The organism is Agrobacterium sp. lyk4-40-TYG-31, assembly GCF_030209855.1.
Lineage (GTDB): Bacteria > Pseudomonadota > Alphaproteobacteria > Rhizobiales > Rhizobiaceae > Agrobacterium > Agrobacterium vaccinii.
In genome coordinates, this window is the sequence record NZ_JARVRE010000005.1 from 161,237 (window position 1) to 177,052 (window position 15,816).

Sequence of the window (15,816 nt, forward strand, 5' to 3'; positions counted from 1 at the left end):
AAAAGCGAGGTAGCTGCGCTCTCGAAATCGCCGATATTTTCATGATCTTGAAAATATTTCCCCAAAACATCAAAGGGCAAGTGCGGTTTTGATGAAGAGAACTGCAGCTACCGCCGTGGCGATAAAGGCCCAGTATTTCATCGGCACAAACATAAACATGTGGCTCGATCGGTTGATCGTCAGCTCTTCACCGGTTTCCTTGTCGATGACGACGCGATCTCCATTCTTTTGAAGGGCTGTTCCAAGGACCCAAATGAACGGCGCAGCGACCAACAGAGCTAACGGAAACCATATCGGTTGAGTGGAATATGCCCCCTCACCATAAATTCCATCGACAACCATATTCATGAGTAATGACACGCCAAACACAATAGCTGCGACGAGATAACCTTGTCCGCTCCAGATCATCATATCTCCTTTCACATCATCGTTTACCAGAACATAAAACCATGGCTGGCAGATTGATAAACGGCAGCACGTGTAGTGAAAAGAGGCAATTGAAACCTGCTTTGTGCCTCATCGTGAAAATCCCAAACATGACAGTACTTGTTGGTTCAACGTCGCAAAACGAGTCATTCAACGTTTGGTTTTTCGAATACTCCCATTATCGACCCGATAGCTGAAAGCAGCATCCCTGCCCCCGCCGCTCTCATCCGTTACGACAAAGCTTTCGGCGTCCATTGCCTTTTGTATGGCTCCGGTCACGAAAGAGAAAACGGCTTTTCCATCGCTTCCCCAGAAATCGTTGAGTTTGACGAAGTGGCGACCATCTATGCCCGCAACAATGAGCGTACCGTTGGAGCGGTAGAGCCCCTTGTCATCCGCCGCCCAGCAGTTGGTCTTAGTTTCGCAGAGAAACCGGAAGCTGGCGGCATCCAACTTTTTCTGATGTTCGCCCCGCAGATAGACCCTAGCAGCATCAGCCGCCCACACGCCGCGCTTTCCAAACACCTGAAAACTCTTGGCATCTGCGTCATCCAGCGCAACTAGAATGTCGTCCGGGCACCCGAACGGCCAAGTCGTGCGCGCATGGGCGGCCACGTAAACCCGCTTATTGTCTTTCGCCAGCGGAACCACTGACCGGAGAACTTGAAACTTCGCCGGGTCGGCATGCTCGACAGGATAGCCGTTGAAATAAACGCCCGCCTTATCTTTCCCGAAAAGGCCCTCGATCGGCAGGAAAGTCTCTCGATCAACACCGTCAATCCGCCTTGATCTGCAGAACACATTTTTCGCGTCGCGCGCATGGAAGGCATCCAGCGGCTCGAAACTGGCGGAATCTGCGCCGCGAACAAGATTGAAGACCTCTTGGGACGTCCGCATCGTCGTCAGTGTCTCTTTGAAAAACACGGCGTTCGAGGTCCTGTACCAATCATCCGCGATCTGTTCTGCGCCATCTGCATTGAACGGGTAAGCGGGATGCCACCAGCCGACGATGTCGGGGTAGTGTTTGGCAAACCAGTCCTTCAACAGCATATGATGCTCTTTGCAGAGCGAATACCGCACGGTCTCATTGAGCTTCGAACTGTTACTCAGCGTCAAGGAATCGAACAGATAGTAGAGATCGTGCTTGTCCCCGACGTAGGGTCCGTTTGCCACCAGGGTGGCCGGATCGAGTTTATCGACGTGGAAAAAACGGGAGCTGGTTTTGACGTACAGGCGATGCTTATCCTTGGCGAAATAGTTAGTGTTTTCCATGAGTGAAAAACTGCGCGGATCAGCACCGGGAATGACCCGATCTTCAAGATAGACTTGGGCGCCGTCCAACCCGTAGTCATCATTCACCACACGAAATCCATCGGCGTCGCTCGTGACGAACTTCGCCTTTTTGTTGCGCTGATGATACCACCAGATACCCTTTTTATCCCGCAGATATCCGCTCCAGAGATACCGATCAGGAGACTGGCTTACCACCGCGAAATCCTGCGGGGAAATGCCACCCTTCACCTCCACCGGTTCGTCGCTGCCATCGACGAGGAAAACTTTTTTGTCTCGAACAGTGAATGCGTCGCTCATCACTCTTCCTCCACTTTTGATAGAAACTTTACCACAACCAAAACTCAGCATACTGCAATCTTTAGTAAGCCGAAGCCATTACTAACGAACACAAGAAAGAAGAGTTGTGAATGGAGAAATCAACCTGCCCGCCAGATGTTCATGGACCTCATCAAAAGCGGCGGGGCCATCTCCTGCCGGCGCTGCGCATCGCAGCAGGCCTTGCCATTGCTGTTGCGACGGCGATTTATGTGATGGGATTTGGGGGAAACGCTTTATTTGCGCTCGGCGCCTATGTCCTGCTTATTATCGCGTGCGGGCCTGCAATGCTGAAAGTCCTGAGGGGCTGGGTTGCCATTGCAAATGGTGGAGAAGGCATTCTAAGGATACTCTTGCTATTCGTACTTATAGCTCTGCTACCCTTGGCCGCACTGGTTTTTCTCGCTCTTGCGTTGCTGAAAGCCGCTTTTGCTGGCCGAAACAACAAAGCCTGAGGCAAGACAGGCATCGACTTCACCCGATGATCGCCGCCTTGAAGTAATAAACCGGCACGAAGGTTTCGCTAGCGATTGGACGATATTCAAAGCGCAGCTCGGCGAATTCCACCATATAGAACCGCGACATCAGGATGAGCGGCTTTCGCTCACCGGCCGCCGAAAAATTGATTTCCGCCACATCATCCGATTCGTCGCCCGGAGCGCCATAGATTCTCCAATCCTTCTCCTTGGCCAAATCGCTGTCGACAAACACCTCCAGACGAGGGGTATTCTGTCCATCCGTCGTGTAAGAAAGCTTGAATACGAGGTCGAAGACCTCCGCATAAGCGGGATTGAACGGCCATCTGTACAGACTGAACGACGCCCATGTTTCGTCCGCCATTACCGTTTCCATCTCCCGTTGGACGCCACCAATCGTGCTCTGTTCCCTGAACCCCACATGAACCCGGCTCTCAGCATCGGTTCAGTCCAAACGTGGCAATGTCGTGTCAACAGTAAGGGACACGGTTACACACAAAGGGGAAATGGGCATGGCAATCTTGGTACGTCGGTTCAGCATCATCGTTTTGTTGATGGCAATTTTCGCGATGTCGTTCGCGGCGCTGGTGGTCAATCCCAACCGCAGCTTTCAGCGGGTCAATGTCGGCGCATCGATCGCCTGCCAGCAAAATCTTTCCACAAACTGCCACATGACGATTTAAGAGCTACGCTGAGGGCTTACCCGCTCAACGCGTAGCGATAGCCGCAGCGGCCAGAGCCATTGCTGCGCCACTGATTTGATTGATGCGGCGGATCGCGCGGCTGTTTTGCAGAAACCTGCGAGCCTTTGAAGCAAGAAATACCCAGGAGAGATCAACTGCGATCAGCGTTACGACCAAGGTTGCCAGCAGTTGCGCCCAGCCCATGGCTGTCACACCCTGAATGTCGATCAGCGATGGCATCAATGTCAGATAGAACAGCATGTTCTTTGGGTTGCCGATAGACACCGAAAGGCCTGAAAAGAACGCTTTCAGGCCGCTTCCTTTGACGGGCAGTTCGCCTTGCGCAACATCGGGCTTTTGCGTGAAAAGCGTCCAGGCCAGATAGAACAGGTAGACGACGCCCAACCATTTGATGATTTCAAAAACCACGTAGAAGGTCGATGCGAGCGCTGCCAATCCTGCGAGAGCAACGCTGAGCCAGATCGCCTCCCCAATCCAGATTGCGATTAGAAACGGCAAGACATCGCGAACCCCACGCGACAGCACGCGCGCAACCAGTGCTGCAACGGTTGGCCCGGGGCTGATGCTATCTGCAATCAGGGCTCCGGCGAAAATCAAGAGCGCCATCAGAGTCATGGGAAGACGTTATCCATTGCGCCCTTGAAAGCAAGCGTCACCAACGGTTGTAGCGCGTAATTTTTCGAATGCTCATATTTCTGTCGCTTGCCTGTCGAAATTGGCTCTCTATAATAGGCCATGACAATAGCAAAGCACACGATTCCGCCCCTCGCCTTCATCACGCCGGAGCCTTTCGCGCCGCAGACTTTCACTGATCCGAAAGAAGCCGTGGATGCGTTGACGGCGCTTTATGAGCGCAACACGAATTTCCTCATCAAATCGTTCACCGATCTGGCGCAGGGCGCGCCGATCGAGGGTCGATACCGGGCGTGTTATCCCCAGGTCAGCATCGAGACATCGACCTTTGGTCATGTCGATTCGCGCCTGTCCTATGGCCACGTCACCTCGCCCGGCGTCTACACGACGACGATCACGCGGCCACAGCTTTTCCGACATTACCTGAAGGAGCAACTCGGCCTTCTCATCAAGAACCACGGCGTGCATGTCACGGTTGCCGAATCGGCCACGCCCATTCCGCTGCATTTCGCCTTTGGCGAAGGCGCCTATGTCGAGGCTGCCGCGGCGTCTTCTCTGTCGGATGTGCCCCTGCGCGACCTGTTCGATACGCCTGATCTCAACAACACCGATGACCTGATTGCCAATGGCGAATATGATCAGGTGCCCGGCGAGCCCGCGCCGCTGGCGCCGTTTACGGCGCAGCGCATCGATTATTCGCTGGCCCGCCTCAGCCATTACACGGCCACCAGCGCCAATCACTTCCAGAACTTCGTGCTGTTTACCAACTACCAGTTCTACATCGATGAATTCTCCGCCTGGGCGCGCAAGATGATGGCGGATGGCGGCGAAGGCTATACGGAATTCGTGGAACCGGGCAACATCGTCACGCAGGCCGGTTCAGACCGCCCGATCACCGATATGACACTCGGTCGCTTGCCGCAAATGCCCGCCTACCACCTCAAGAAAAAGGGCCATGCGGGCATCACGCTCGTCAATATCGGCGTCGGCCCCTCCAATGCCAAGACCATTACCGACCACGTCGCGGTGCTGCGTCCACATGCATGGCTGATGGTTGGCCATTGCGCAGGTCTTCGCAACAGCCAGCGCCTGGGCGATTATGTTCTGGCGCACGCCTATGTGCGTGAAGACCATGTTCTGGATGATGACCTGCCCGTCTGGGTGCCCATCCCCGCGCTTGCCGAAGTGCAAATGGCGCTGGAGGGCGCGGTTGCCGAGGTGACCGGTTACGAAGGCTTCGAGCTGAAGCGCATCATGCGCACCGGCACCGTCGCCACCATCGATAACCGCAACTGGGAACTTCGCGATCAGGCAGGCCCGGTCAAGCGCCTGTCGCAATCACGCGCCATCGCGCTGGACATGGAATCCGCCACCATCGCCGCCAACGGCTTCCGCTTCCGCGTGCCCTACGGCACCCTGCTCTGCGTCTCCGACAAGCCCCTGCACGGCGAGTTGAAACTGCCCGGCATGGCCACGGAATTCTACCGCACCCAGGTCGCGCAACACTTGCAGATCGGCATCCGCGCCGTGCAAAAGCTCGCCGCCATGCAGAAGGAAACGCTGCATTCTCGGAAGTTGCGAAGCTTTTACGAGACGGCGTTTCAGTAGGATTGCGGCAGAACGATCAGAAAATCGTTCGAACCGGCCGCAACTCTACCGCTTCTTCGGCACGAACAGCGCCAGCGTCGTGCCGATCAGCGATGAGATGATGACCAACAGGTGGACGTTAACGGCGGCTTGGCCGAGGGTGGATAGCGCGGCTTCACCGGATGCTGCGCCAAAGCCGATGGCACCGGCAATGATTCCAGCAGGATAGGTCCCTACCCCGCCGGGTGCGTGGATGGGCAGAACCGAGGATAGCTCACCGCCCAGTGCACCGCCAAAGCCAGGCGGCAGGACGATGTTTCCCATCAGCATCAGCACCCATGCCAGTACGGCGATTTTGACGAACCAGTTGATCAGCGTTACGCCCCAGGCGCGCAGGAAGGCAATGTTGTCAGCAGGCAACCCCTCCTGCACCTCGGCCAACAGCTTGATGAGCTTCGGCGAAGGAATGCGCCCGACCAGCCCGAACAGCACCGCGCGAACACCAAAGCCAAACGCGGGAAGCAGCAAGAACGCCGTCCAGCCCAGCCAGATCAACGTGCCACCTTTCTCCAGCGCCAGTCCCACGCCCGCGGCGGCCAGTAGGGCGTGGAGATCGAACAGGCGCATGACGAACAGCGCCGACGTGCCGCGCAACAGCCCCACGTCGAATTCCTTGCGCATCAACAATGGAAAACTGGTCTCGCCACTGCGAAAGGGCAGCATGATGTTGAGCAGATTGTGGATCTGCACGACCCGAAAAAGCGCTACAAAACGCCCATTGGTCTCGCGCGGAAAGTAATCGTAAATGCGCCAGGTGCGCAGCACATAGGTGGAGACCAGTAGTGCAAGAGCCAGCACGATTGCGCCCCACCCGGCGGTGCGCCAGAGGTCGAAAATGCTGCGCCAGCCCCACATCCACTGTATGAAGCCCGCATAGGCGGCAATCACCAGCACGGTGAAAAGCGTCATCGCGTTGCGGCTAAGCCACGCCGTTGGTTTCATAGTGCCCGGATTCCCTGTCAAACTACGGCCTTATCTGGACAAAAACCCTGGGGCGTCCTATCCGGCTGAGAGTATATGTCCCATGCCTTAACTGGAGAGAGCCTCGGTGCCAACAACGACTGCGTTTCGCGACGAGTTTCTGATGAAAGATACACCGGAACTATCGCTTGTCGTGCCGATTTTCAACGAGCAGGAAAGCGTTGGCCTGCTGATCGAGCGTGTGGTGGAGGCCATGTCCTCCTACGCTGCTGGCTGGGAACTCATTCTGGTCGATGATGGCAGCACGGATGCGACCATCGCCAATGCCCGGCCCTATCTCTCGCAGGACGGACTGTCGCTGAAGATCGTCGCATTGCAGCGCAATTTCGGCCAGACCGCTGCCATGCAGGCGGGCATCGACAACGCTCGCGGGCGCCTCATCGCAACGCTTGATGGCGACTTGCAGAATGACCCCAAGGACATACCCATGCTGGTCGCGGAGTTGGAGCGCCGGGAACTGGACCTTCTGGTGGGTTGGCGCAAGAACCGGCAGGACGGCTTGTTTCTGCGCAAGGTCCCCTCCTGGATTGCCAACCGGCTGATCGGCAGGATCACCGGTGTGCGCCTGCACGACTATGGTTGCAGCCTCAAGATATACCGCTCATCAGTTATCAAACAGGTGAAGCTGATGGGTGAAATGCATCGTTTCATTCCGGCCTGGGTGGCGGGCGTGGTGCCCAGCACGCGCATCGGGGAAATGGCTGTCACCCACCATGCCCGGCAGTTCGGCGCATCGAAATACGGCATCTCGCGCACGTTCCGCGTCATTCTCGACTTGCTGTCGGTCATGTTCTTCATGCGCTACAAGGCGCGTCCGGGGCATTTCTTCGGCTCGCTCGGCCTCGGTCTCGGCGCACTCGCCACCGTCATCCTGTTTTATCTTTGCGTAGACAAGTTCATCTTCGGAAACGATATCGGCACACGTCCGATGCTGATGGTGGGTGTCGTATTGCTCTTGTCTTCGGTTCAGATGATCACCACCGGCATCCTCGCCGAAATGATCGCCCGGCTCTATTACCGCGATGAGCGCACCCCGAATTACATCGTCGCCAAGACCTTCACCGCAACCGAGTCCTGAGCCCCATGCGCAAAGCTCTTTCCCGCAATGCAGATGTGGTTCTGGTGCTGATTGCGGGATATTTCCTGCTTGCGGTCGCAGCAAGGCTCATCCGTTCGCCAGCTCTGGAAGTAGACGAGACGCAACAGGCACTGTTTTCCCAGTTTCTGCTGTTTGGCTATGGTTCACAACCGCCCATCTACACATGGCTGCAATATGGCGCCAACAGCATTCTCGGCCCTTCCGTTGCGGCTTTGAGCCTGCTGAAAAACGGCCTAATGTTTCTCTGTTGTCTCTATGTCTGGTTGGCCGCGCGCCTGCTCATCCGCGAAAAAGCACTGGTGAACATAGCGACGCTGGGCGTTATCACGCTGCCGACTGTTTTCGTCATGGTGCAGCGTGATCTTTCGCACACCGTGCTGGCGCTCTTTGCAGTGGCCCTGTTCATCTATGCTTTGTTCAGCACGTTGCAGAAACCGACGGCCTGGGGCTACATCCTCACCGGTGCTGCCATCGGTCTCGGTGCATTGTCGAAATACAATTTCGTCGTCCTGCCCGTTGCGGCCCTGATGGCAATTGCACTCGAAAAGGACATGCGCGCGCGCCTGCTCGACTGGCGCATGCTGCTGACCATCGCCGCTGCACTGGTCATCGCGACCCCACATATTATGTGGGTGCGGGATCACCTCAATCTGGCCGTCAGCCAGACCACGACCGAAATGCGGGAAGGCGATGACGACGTGGTCTTTCATGCGCTCGAAGGCTCCCTCGAACTCCTGTTCGCCTTCGTGAAAGGCATGGCGCTGACCGCCGCCATCTACGCCCTTCTGTTATTCAAGGACCTCAAGGCAATCATCCGCGCCAGCGATCAATCCACGCGAATCGTTGGCCGTATCATGCTGATTTCATTCATCTGTGTCATGTTTATCATCTGGGGTCTGGGTGCCACGCAGGTGCGCCAGAAGTGGGTAACGGTCTATCTGTTGCTGTGGCCGCTTTACCTTGCTCTCAAGGTTCAGGCCGCAGGCATCCTTGCGGAACGCAAACTGCCATCGATGCTGGCGATCACGGCCACCTTGTCCGTCGGCTTCGTCATCGTCCTCTTGTCGCGCGGATTGATCGCCCCCTATTTCGAGCGCTATTCGCTGGTTCACATTCCCTATGACAAATTCGGCGAAGCGGTGCGCAAGGATGGCCAACCGGAGCCGCGTTATGTCATCGCCTCAGGCGGTCTGGTGGGCGGTAATCTGAAAATGCAGTTCCCCAATGCAACCGTCTTTTCCGGCAACAAGGATGTCGAAACGCTGCCGGCAGAATGGCCCGCCGGAGCGATCGTTCTGCTAGCTGGGACGAGCGACGATGGCGTAATGCCGGAAAATCCGGGCGCCGAACTGGAGAAGCTTGCGCAGAGGTCTGCCCTGCCAGCGCCGACGGAAATACGGAATGCCAACGTGCCCTATACCGGCAAGGGCAACAAGCGCCATGCCTTCTACTACGCCTGGGAAACCATTCCGGCGCGATAGGAGAACCTGTCGTCGACTCACACCGACCTGATCTGCGCTTCAACGCGGATTGGAAAATTCACCGAATTGGCGATGAAGCATTTCTCGTGCGCGTCGTTGTGCAGTTCCTGTGCCGTCTGCGCATCGCCCTTGGAGATGGTCACGATCGGCTTCAGCACCACCTCGGTGAACTGCCCTGCCCCATCTTTCGCCAGCACCATCGTGCCATCTGGCTCATCCACATAATCCGTTACCACCACGCCGGAAACGGCGCAGAAATGCAGATACCAGAGCTTGTGGCAGGCAGAGACGGAGGCAAGCAGCAACTCCTCCGGGTTCCAGCGCGATGCGTCTCCCCGGAAGGCCGGGTCGGATGAGCCTGATATATCGGTCTTGCCCTCGGCTGAAATAAGATGGTCGCGGCCATACTCGCGGTAGCCGGATGTGCCGGTGCCGCGATTGCCGGTCCATTCGATTTTCACCCGGTAGTGATGCTCGTTGTCTGCCACGTCTTTCAAACCTTTATTGTATCGCGAAGGTGGTCCAGCCCCTTGCGCAGTTTCTCGATGATCTGGTCCACCTCGGACCGGCTGATGGTGAAGGCAGGCGATGCCAGCATGCGGTCGCCGGTGGCACGCATCACCAGCCCATTCTCCAGGCAATGATTGCGCACCAGTGCACCGATATCGTCAGGCTTGTCGTAACGCCTGCGCGTGGCCTTGTCCGCCGTCAGTTGCAGCCCGCCGATGAGACCGACATTGACCGCTTCGCCCACCGTTTCATGGTCGGCCAGGCTTTCCCAGCCCTGTCGGAAATAGGGGCCGATTTCATCGCGCACCCGCTCTACTAGTCCCTCGTCCTCGATGATGCGAAGATTTTCAAGTGCAGCGGCGGCACAGACGGGGTGGCCGGAATAGGTGAAGCCGTGGTTGAAATCACCCACCTTTGTCAGCATCACCTCGGCCACACGGTCCGAGACCAGAACGCCACCGATCGGCAGGTAACCGGATGAAAGCCCTTTCGCGATGGGTGCCAGATCGGGCTCATAACCGAAGTGCTGATAACCGAACCACGAGCCCAGCCGCCCGAAACCGCAGATCACCTCGTCTGAGACCAGCAGAATGTTGCGCGCCTTGCAGATCCGCGCGATTTCCGGCCAGTAGGTCTCCGGCGGCACGATGACGCCGCCTGCCCCCTGAATGGGTTCCGCCACAAAGGCGGCAACATTTTCTTCGCCGATTTCATCGATCTTGGCATCCAGTTCTCGCGCAACCGTCAGGCCGAATTCGGCAGGCGTCAGGTCACCCCCTTCGACATACCAGTAGGGCTGGCCGACATGCGACACGCCTTCGATGGGCAGATTGCCCTGCTCGTGCATCCACGTCATGCCACCCAAAGAGGCGCCCGCCACAGTAGAGCCGTGATAGCCGTTTCGCCGTGCAATGACGTGTGTTTTCGTCGGGTGCCCCAGCGCTTTCCAATAGACGCGGGCCATACGAAACCACGTGTCAGTGGCCTCTGAGCCGGAATTGGTGAAAAACACATGGTTCATGTTCGGCCCGGCATGGGCGGTTATTTTCTGCGCCAGAAGGGTCGCCGGAGGCGTCGTCGTGCCGAAGAAGGCGTTGTAGTAGGGCAGCTCATTCATCTGCCGGAAAACGGCATCGGAAATCTCACGCCTGCCGTAGCCGATGTTGACGCACCACAGACCGGCAAAGGCGTCCAGATATTTCTTGCCGGTACTGTCATAGATGAAAACGCCTTCCGCCCGCTCGATGATGCGCGTGCCCGTCGCGTTCAGTTTGCCCATGTCGGAAAAGGGATGCAGGTGGTGTGCGGCGTCGATGGCGGCGAGGTTCGATATCGTCCCGGCATTGTCGTTCATCGCGTCATGCACTCCCATTGACTCATACGGGCGCAGCATGGAGGGCGCGGCAGCATTTTGCAAGGCTGTCTATACGTTACAAACCGTCTTTCGGCATTGCCACTCAGCCAATAATATCAGTGGCTTGAGAAGTCTTTGGGAACGATGACTTTCAGTTCACCAGCATGAATTTTCAGCGTGACATCGCGTTTCATCGGCAGCAATTCGCCATCGATCACGCATTTCACGTCGCCATGCCGCTTGGGAAAATGCAGATCGGCATTCGTCACGGCCATGGCCGTCACCGCCGCATTTTCCTTCAGCTTGCCACGCAGAATATCGATGGCAAGACCCATGACGCCAGAGGGCGTCAACGCCTCGGCGATGTAAAGGCCAAGCTTGCCTTGGGTGATATCGTCGGCGACCAGCAGCGGGCTTTGCCCGAATTCGTTGTTGGATGCGGAAATGGCGCAGGCGCGGCGGTGCTGGGTTTTCCCGTCGACCGTGAATTCCATGTCGAATTTCGGTGGGTTGAAGACCACACCAATGGCTGCGCGAATATTCGCCCGGATCTTGCCCAGCCGTGAAGCATATTCCATCTGGTCGCGGTAGCGCACCATGCGGGCATGCAGGCCTGCGGAAAACTGGTGCACAAAGGGTCGTCCATTGGCGCTGGCAATATCGACATTCTCGACATGCCCCAGCGCCAGCGTGTCCACCGCCTGCCAGATATCCAGCGGCAGCTTCAGGGAGCGGGCAAAGAGGTTCATGGTTCCGGCGGGCACAACGCCCAGCGCAATGCCGTGCTTCCAGGCAATACCGGCAGCGGCTGAAATGGTGCCGTCGCCACCACCTGCAATCAGGCCATCCAGCCCTTTGTCATCGGCAGTGCGTTCCATTTCCTCGACGATGTCCTTGCCGGACACCAGACGGCATTCGATGTCGTGTCCCGCAGCCTGGAAAACCGTTCGTGCGTGTTCGCAGAATGCATCCATATCCGTGGTCTTGAAGGTACCGCCATCGCGGTTAAAAATCGCAACCAACTTCATATGACTGTCCAGCCCCCGTTGCGCCCATGCGCGCGACCTAAATGGAATAGCGAACGTTCCGTTCCGTACACCTTTGCGTGAGTCGAATATTTTGCCGAATCAGAGACTACCGCAACGCACAAGCCTGTGCTATGCGTGGAGATAAGGTCATTTTGGTGGCCACATAACTCCAGTCAGGGCAGGCCGAGACCTCGGTCTTGCCCTTTTTTTTGCTCGTTTCACCGCAGAAATCATGACCCAGATACTTAACTCCGAAATCCGCGTAGACGCGGCTGCAACGCCCGTTGCACCAGTATCGACAGCAGCACTCACCCCTCTTTCCATTGCATTGATCGAACTGGCGCTTGCCGCCGGTGGCTTTGGCATCGGCACGGGTGAATTTGCGATCATGGGTCTTCTGCCGGATGTCGCCACCACCTACGGCGTCACCGTCCCGCAGGCAGGATATGTTATTGCAGCCTACGCGATCGGCGTCGTCATCGGCGCACCCATCATCGCCGTCCTTGCCGCCCGCATGACACGACGCGTGCTTTTGCTGGCATTGATGAGCCTCTTTGCGGCGGGCAATATTCTCAGTGCCATCGCGCCTGACTTCGCCACCTTCACGGCACTGCGGTTCATAACCGGCCTGCCGCACGGTGCCTATTTCGGCGTGGCAGCGCTGGTGGCCGCCTCCATGGCGCCCATTCACAAACGCGCCCGCGCTGTGGGCCGCGTCATGCTGGGCCTCACCATCGCGACACTGCTCGGAACTCCGCTTGCCACCTTCTTCGGCCAGATGTTTTCCTGGCGCGCAGCCTTCATGATGGTGGGCGGCATTGCACTGTTGACCGTCGTACTGCTGTGGCTGTTTCAGCCCCGCGACAAGGTGCAGGAAGGTGCCAGCATCTGGCGTGAACTCGGCGCCTTCAGACGCGTGCAGGTGTGGCTGACACTGGCCGTTGCCTCCGTCGGCTTCGGCGGCATGTTCTCCGTCTTCAGCTATATCGCCAAGACCACGACCGATGTTGCCATGATGCCCGTGTCTTCGGTCTCGCTCGTTCTGGCGCTGTTCGGCATCGGCATGAATGTGGGCAATGTCGTTGGCTCACGCCTTGCGGATTGGTCGCTCAACGGCACCATCGGCGGCATGCTGGCGCTCAATGTGCTGCTCATGGCGCTTTTCAGCCTCACCGCCCATAATCCTTACATGCTGTGCCTGTGCGTCTTCCTCATCGGCTGCGGCTTTGCCGCCTGCCCTGCGGTCCAGACACGCCTGATGGATGTGGCCGCGGACGCGCAGACGCTCGCCGCCGCCTCCAACCACTCCGCCTTCAACATCGCCAATGCACTCGGCGCATGGCTCGGCGGTCTCGTCATCGCCATGGGTTACGGCTATGCGTCGACGGGGTACATCGGCGCGGTTCTGTCGCTGGGCGGCCTCATCGTGTTTGCCGTGGCCGTGGTGCTGGAACGACGCGAGAAGGCGGCGTTAACGGCTTGATTTCATGGCGCTTTAGAAACCTCTAAAGCGCCTCTTTACGCCCGAATATCTACCTTGCCAAAATTTCATATTTGCCCGCTTGACTCGGCCTTTTTTCAGGCGCAACAGATAGCACATGCGCAGGTCAAACCATCGATCTGGCGCAGATATCCACGGAGCATCATTAGATGTCTAGCGACAGTAGTAGTCGATTGCCTTTGCCGAACACGGCGAGACGTGCACTGATCTGACTCCTGTCGGCTCACCACGTTCCGCCGTGATCGGCGGATCGACTGGAAGGTGAGCAATCATGAACTTTCACAACCTCTCTGAAAGAGCCAGCAAGGCTGCCCGCATTCTGCGTACCAGCAGCATCGGCCCAACCACGACAGCAGAACGCGTCGATCAGCTGAACACGCTCGACGTGCCTGACGCAGTCGATGCTTTGCTGAAACTGCCTCAGGCAAAAGCCGTTGCCGTTCTGGACCGTCCTGAACTGCATCATGCCTCCGAGATCATCGCCCTGATACCGCTGGAACAGGCTGCCCGCTTCGTCAACCTCATGTCGGATGACCGCGTGGCAGACGTGATGGCCGAAATGGACGACGAGCCACGCGCCAAGCTGTTTTCCCGGCTGGACCGTGCAACGGCCACCGCCATTCAGCACCTGATGACCTATCCGCCCCGCACGGCTGGCTCCATGATGACCACGGAGTTCGTCAGCGTGCCGGACCGCTGGACGGTGGAGCAGACCCTTGCCCATATCCGCATCGTCGAGCGTTCCCGCGAAACGGTCTACGCCATCTATGTGCTGGCCGAAGACGGAACGCTGACCAAGGTCGTCACCCTGCGCAGCCTCGTGACGGGCGAGCCCACCGCATCCATCCTCACCGTCGCATCCAAGGAAGGCATCACCTATGCCGACCCCATGATGTCGCAGGAGGATGTCGCGCGCCTCATCCGCAAGCATGACCTTCTGGCCATTCCTGTCGTGGATGAGCACGTCCACATTCTGGGCATCGTCACGGTGGATGACGTCATCGACACCATGATTGCAGATACGACGGAAGACGCCCATAAATTCGGCGGTATGGAAGCACTCGGCAAGCCCTATATGGCGATGGGCTTTACGGACATGATCCGCAAACGCGCCGGCTGGCTGTCCGCCCTCTTCCTCGGTGAAATGCTGACGGCCAGCGCTATGCAGCATTTCGAAGGGGAACTGGAAAAGGCTGTCGTACTGACGCTGTTCATCCCGCTCATCATGTCCTCGGGCGGCAACTCCGGGTCGCAGGCCACATCGCTCATCATCCGGGCGCTGGCGCTGGGCGAACTGAAGCTCTCCGACTGGTGGAAGGTGCTGCTGCGTGAACTACCAACAGGCCTGACGCTCGGCGCCATCCTCGGTGCCATCGGCTTCCTGCGGCTCACCATCTGGCAGCAGGCTGGTTTTTACGATTACGGCGAACACTGGCTTCTGGTCGGCTTCACCGTCTTCTGCGCCCTCATCGGCATCGTCACCTTCGGCTCGCTCGCAGGCTCCATGCTGCCCTTCCTACTGCAACGCCTGCGCCTCGACCCCGCCAGCGCTTCCGCCCCCTTCGTGGCAACATTGGTGGATGTGAGCGGCCTCGTCATCTACTTCTCGGTGGCGTTGGCTATCTTGAGCGGGACGCTGCTTTAAGGTGGAAAAAAGTGTTCCGGTTGCGTCTTTCGCGCCTCCGGGACACCCTTCATAAACGGGCTTGCGAATAGTATATAATTTTTTGTATAATTCGCGATATGAAGACAATAAGGTTTCGTGGCAGCGCCCTTGGTGACTTACGTGCGTTTCCGGAAACGGCGCGGCGGGAAGCCGGTTATCAACTGGATAAAGTGCAAAACGAGCAGATGCCCACCGATTGGAAGCAGATGGCGACTGTCGGAAAGGGTGTTCAGGAAATACGGATCAGAGATGAAAGTGGCGCGTTTCGCGTGATCTATGTCGCGAAATTCAGCGATGCAATCTACGTCCTGCATTGCTTCCAGAAGAAAACCCAAAAGACCAGCAAGGCAGATATCGACCTGGCAGCAACACGTTACGGCGATCTGGTGAAGGAGTTAGGCCAATGAGCAGTGAATCGTTCGGAAGCGTCTGGGATGCCATCGAGGACACGACCGGTGAAGCGGAGAACATGAAGCTGCGCTCCACGCTGATGATGGCACTCGAGCGGCAGATCAAGGAAAAGGGCTGGACACAGGCGGAAGCGGCTCGCAAGCTCGGCGTCACGCAACCGCGCGTGTCCGATCTCTTGCGTGGCAAAATCAATCTGTTCGGCCTGGATACGCTGGTCAACATGGTGGCTGCGGCTGGCCTGCATGTTGAAATGCAGGTTCTGGACGCTGCGTGAACGGACGAATGCACACG

At 57.5% G+C, this 15,816-nt stretch carries 17 protein-coding genes; 9 read left to right on the top strand and 8 right to left on the bottom strand.

Features of this window, described 5'->3' with window-relative positions; translation table 11 throughout:
• Positions 1–69: 69 nt before the first annotated feature.
• Both QRN55_RS11090 and QRN55_RS11095 read right to left on the bottom strand, forming a co-directional pair.
• Entirely contained in the window at positions 70–408 is a 339-nt protein-coding gene (locus tag QRN55_RS11090; protein ID WP_162698255.1) for a hypothetical protein, read from the bottom strand.
• A gap of 168 nt (positions 409–576) precedes the next feature.
• A complete protein-coding gene (locus tag QRN55_RS11095) occupies positions 577–2,016 on the bottom strand; it encodes a DKNYY domain-containing protein (RefSeq protein WP_284776739.1) in 1,440 nt (479 codons plus the stop codon).
• Positions 2,017–2,126: 110 nt separating this feature from the next.
• On the opposite strand from QRN55_RS11095, the gene QRN55_RS11100 reads away from it, so the two are divergent.
• Positions 2,127–2,489: a hypothetical protein gene (locus QRN55_RS11100; RefSeq protein ID WP_284776740.1), complete on the top strand. Its 363-nt coding sequence runs from the start codon at positions 2,127–2,129 to the stop codon at positions 2,487–2,489.
• Positions 2,490–2,508: 19 nt separating this feature from the next.
• On the opposite strand, the gene QRN55_RS11105 is transcribed toward QRN55_RS11100, so the two are convergent.
• Positions 2,509–2,874: a hypothetical protein gene (locus QRN55_RS11105; RefSeq protein WP_284776741.1), complete on the bottom strand. Its 366-nt coding sequence runs from the start codon at positions 2,872–2,874 to the stop codon at positions 2,509–2,511.
• Between the two features lie 148 nt (positions 2,875–3,022).
• Between QRN55_RS11105 and QRN55_RS11110 the strand changes: the two genes are divergently transcribed.
• On the top strand, positions 3,023–3,193 hold the full coding sequence (locus tag QRN55_RS11110) for a hypothetical protein (protein WP_233123571.1): 171 nt from the start codon (positions 3,023–3,025) through the stop codon (positions 3,191–3,193).
• A 24-nt stretch (positions 3,194–3,217) separates the two neighbouring features.
• On the opposite strand, the gene QRN55_RS11115 is transcribed toward QRN55_RS11110, so the two are convergent.
• On the bottom strand, positions 3,218–3,829 hold the full coding sequence (locus QRN55_RS11115) for a LysE family translocator (RefSeq protein WP_233122928.1): 612 nt from the start codon (positions 3,827–3,829) through the stop codon (positions 3,218–3,220).
• Positions 3,830–3,949: 120 nt separating this feature from the next.
• Between QRN55_RS11115 and amn the strand changes: the two genes are divergently transcribed.
• Positions 3,950–5,455 (top strand): AMP nucleosidase, encoded by a 1,506-nt coding sequence (gene amn / locus QRN55_RS11120; RefSeq protein WP_112500105.1) that lies wholly within the window; start codon positions 3,950–3,952, stop codon positions 5,453–5,455.
• A gap of 45 nt (positions 5,456–5,500) precedes the next feature.
• On the opposite strand, the gene QRN55_RS11125 is transcribed toward amn, so the two are convergent.
• Positions 5,501–6,436 carry a lysylphosphatidylglycerol synthase transmembrane domain-containing protein gene (locus QRN55_RS11125; RefSeq protein WP_284776742.1) on the bottom strand — a complete coding sequence of 312 codons (936 nt, stop codon included), beginning with the start codon at positions 6,434–6,436 and terminating at the stop codon, positions 5,501–5,503.
• Between the two features lie 142 nt (positions 6,437–6,578).
• Between QRN55_RS11125 and QRN55_RS11130 the strand changes: the two genes are divergently transcribed.
• Together QRN55_RS11130 and QRN55_RS11135 are read left to right on the top strand one after the other, a co-directional pair.
• Positions 6,579–7,553: a glycosyltransferase family 2 protein gene (locus QRN55_RS11130; protein ID WP_284777158.1), complete on the top strand. Its 975-nt coding sequence runs from the start codon at positions 6,579–6,581 to the stop codon at positions 7,551–7,553.
• Between the two features lie 5 nt (positions 7,554–7,558).
• Positions 7,559–9,055, top strand: a complete 1,497-nt coding sequence (locus QRN55_RS11135; RefSeq protein WP_284776743.1) for an ArnT family glycosyltransferase — start codon at positions 7,559–7,561, stop codon at positions 9,053–9,055.
• Between the two features lie 17 nt (positions 9,056–9,072).
• Here QRN55_RS11135 and QRN55_RS11140 read toward each other — a convergent pair whose 3' ends face one another.
• The 3 genes from QRN55_RS11140 to QRN55_RS11150 form a co-directional block, all read right to left on the bottom strand.
• The gene (locus QRN55_RS11140) at positions 9,073–9,543 is read right to left on the bottom strand and encodes an OsmC family protein (protein ID WP_284776744.1); all 471 of its coding nucleotides are present in this window, start codon (positions 9,541–9,543) and stop codon (positions 9,073–9,075) included.
• A 5-nt stretch (positions 9,544–9,548) separates the two neighbouring features.
• Positions 9,549–10,919, bottom strand: a complete 1,371-nt coding sequence (locus tag QRN55_RS11145; protein ID WP_284776745.1) for an aspartate aminotransferase family protein — start codon at positions 10,917–10,919, stop codon at positions 9,549–9,551.
• A gap of 116 nt (positions 10,920–11,035) precedes the next feature.
• Complete coding sequence (locus QRN55_RS11150) at positions 11,036–11,947, bottom strand: diacylglycerol/lipid kinase family protein (protein WP_284776746.1); 912 nt, start codon at positions 11,945–11,947, stop codon at positions 11,036–11,038.
• A 232-nt stretch (positions 11,948–12,179) separates the two neighbouring features.
• Between QRN55_RS11150 and QRN55_RS11155 the strand changes: the two genes are divergently transcribed.
• From QRN55_RS11155 to QRN55_RS11170, 4 genes are all read left to right on the top strand, one after another.
• On the top strand, positions 12,180–13,430 hold the full coding sequence (locus QRN55_RS11155; protein WP_284776747.1) for an MFS transporter: 1,251 nt from the start codon (positions 12,180–12,182) through the stop codon (positions 13,428–13,430).
• A 289-nt stretch (positions 13,431–13,719) separates the two neighbouring features.
• The gene (mgtE, locus tag QRN55_RS11160) at positions 13,720–15,093 is read left to right on the top strand and encodes a magnesium transporter (RefSeq protein WP_284776748.1); all 1,374 of its coding nucleotides are present in this window, start codon (positions 13,720–13,722) and stop codon (positions 15,091–15,093) included.
• A 98-nt stretch (positions 15,094–15,191) separates the two neighbouring features.
• A complete protein-coding gene (locus QRN55_RS11165) occupies positions 15,192–15,521 on the top strand; it encodes a type II toxin-antitoxin system RelE/ParE family toxin (protein ID WP_284776749.1) in 330 nt (109 codons plus the stop codon).
• Positions 15,518–15,799 (top strand): helix-turn-helix domain-containing protein, encoded by a 282-nt coding sequence (locus tag QRN55_RS11170; protein ID WP_284776750.1) that lies wholly within the window; start codon positions 15,518–15,520, stop codon positions 15,797–15,799. The genes QRN55_RS11165 and QRN55_RS11170 overlap by 4 nt, the downstream gene beginning before the upstream one ends.
• The last annotated feature ends 17 nt before the right edge of the window (positions 15,800–15,816 follow it).

Coding starts and splice junctions, on each gene's coding strand:
- QRN55_RS11165 (WP_284776749.1), top strand. CDS start 15,192: ATGAAGACAATAAGGTTTCGTGGCAGCGCCCTTGGTGACTTACGTGCG.
- amn (WP_112500105.1), top strand. CDS start 3,950: ATGACAATAGCAAAGCACACGATTCCGCCCCTCGCCTTCATCACGCCG.
- QRN55_RS11135 (WP_284776743.1), top strand. CDS start 7,559: ATGCGCAAAGCTCTTTCCCGCAATGCAGATGTGGTTCTGGTGCTGATT.
- QRN55_RS11145 (WP_284776745.1), bottom strand. CDS start 10,919: ATGAACGACAATGCCGGGACGATATCGAACCTCGCCGCCATCGACGCC.
- QRN55_RS11115 (WP_233122928.1), bottom strand. CDS start 3,829: ATGACTCTGATGGCGCTCTTGATTTTCGCCGGAGCCCTGATTGCAGAT.
- QRN55_RS11110 (WP_233123571.1), top strand. CDS start 3,023: ATGGCAATCTTGGTACGTCGGTTCAGCATCATCGTTTTGTTGATGGCA.
- mgtE (WP_284776748.1), top strand. CDS start 13,720: ATGAACTTTCACAACCTCTCTGAAAGAGCCAGCAAGGCTGCCCGCATT.
- QRN55_RS11170 (WP_284776750.1), top strand. CDS start 15,518: ATGAGCAGTGAATCGTTCGGAAGCGTCTGGGATGCCATCGAGGACACG.
- QRN55_RS11090 (WP_162698255.1), bottom strand. CDS start 408: ATGATCTGGAGCGGACAAGGTTATCTCGTCGCAGCTATTGTGTTTGGC.
- QRN55_RS11155 (WP_284776747.1), top strand. CDS start 12,180: ATGACCCAGATACTTAACTCCGAAATCCGCGTAGACGCGGCTGCAACG.
- QRN55_RS11100 (WP_284776740.1), top strand. CDS start 2,127: ATGGAGAAATCAACCTGCCCGCCAGATGTTCATGGACCTCATCAAAAG.
- QRN55_RS11130 (WP_284777158.1), top strand. CDS start 6,579: ATGAAAGATACACCGGAACTATCGCTTGTCGTGCCGATTTTCAACGAG.
- QRN55_RS11150 (WP_284776746.1), bottom strand. CDS start 11,947: ATGAAGTTGGTTGCGATTTTTAACCGCGATGGCGGTACCTTCAAGACC.
- QRN55_RS11125 (WP_284776742.1), bottom strand. CDS start 6,436: ATGAAACCAACGGCGTGGCTTAGCCGCAACGCGATGACGCTTTTCACC.
- QRN55_RS11095 (WP_284776739.1), bottom strand. CDS start 2,016: ATGAGCGACGCATTCACTGTTCGAGACAAAAAAGTTTTCCTCGTCGAT.
- QRN55_RS11105 (WP_284776741.1), bottom strand. CDS start 2,874: ATGGCGGACGAAACATGGGCGTCGTTCAGTCTGTACAGATGGCCGTTC.